1 protein-coding gene is annotated in these 1,082 nt (G+C 68.7%); it reads left to right on the plus strand.

Annotated features, from left to right (window positions below; translation table 11 throughout):
• Positions 1-1,082, plus strand: a 1,082-nt coding sequence (locus tag D7X55_RS39615; protein WP_147470431.1) for an AMP-binding protein, incomplete at both ends; no start/stop codon positions are given.

Raw genomic sequence — 1,082 nt, forward strand, 5'->3', positions numbered from 1 at the left:
GCTCGCCCATCGCCGGCCGTACCCAGGCGGAGACCGAAGGCCTCATCGGCTTCTTCGTCAATACGCTCGTGCTACGTGCGCGCGTGACGCCAGAGGACTCCTTCCGCCAGCTGCTTGCCCGGGTACGCGGCTCGACGCTCGCGGCCTACGAGCACCAGCACGTGCCCTTCGAGAAGCTGGTGGAAGCCCTCCAGCCCGTGCGGGACACGAGCCGCAGCCCTCTCTTCCAGGTGATGTTCGTCCTGCAGAACGCACCTGGAGAGGCGCTGCGAGTGCCGGGCCTCACCTTCCGGCCGGCCGTCGCCGAGGGCCACTCCGCCAAGTTCGACCTCACCCTGACGTTGCAGGACTCACCCCAGGGCTTCACCGGATGGATGGAGTACAGCACTGCCCTCTTCGAGCGGAGCACCATCGAGCGGATGGCGGGCCACCTGCGCACGCTGTTGGAGGCCGTGGCCACGAAGCCCGAGCAGCCCGTGGCGGAGCTGTCCCTGCTCTCCAGTGAGGAGCGTCAGCGCGTCCTCGTGGACTGGAATGACACGGCGGCCGTCAGCCCCACGGACATCCCCGTCCACGTCCACTTCGCCCGGCAGGCTCAGCGCACGCCCGATGCGGTGGTCCTGGTGCTGGGCGACGCGACACTGACGTATGCACAGCTCGAAGCCGCGGCAAACCAACTGGCCCACCATCTGCGCGCTTTGGGTATCGTCCCGGGTGCACGCGTGGGCCTCGCCGTCGAACGCTCCTTCGAGTTGGTGACGGCCCTGCTCGCCATCCTTAAGGTGGGCGCGGCTTTCGTCCCCGTGGACAGCAACGCTCCCGTGGAGCGCATCGCCGCACTCCTGGAGGACGCGGACGTCCACTTCATCGTCACGCACCAGCCCTTCGCCTCACTGCTGCCGGCTTCCGGCATGCGCGTCTGGCTGGATGCGCAGTCTGCTGAGATTGCCGCGCGGCCCACGCATGCGCCGGACATCCACGTGGACGGTGAAGCGCTGGCCTACGTCATGTTCACCTCGGGCTCCACGGGCCGCCCCAAGGGCGTCTGCGTGCCCCACCGGGGCATCACCCGCCTGGTGCTC

The sequence above is a fragment of the Corallococcus sp. AB049A genome (genome assembly GCF_003668885.1).
In the GTDB taxonomy this organism is placed as follows: Bacteria; Myxococcota; Myxococcia; order Myxococcales; family Myxococcaceae; genus Corallococcus; species Corallococcus interemptor.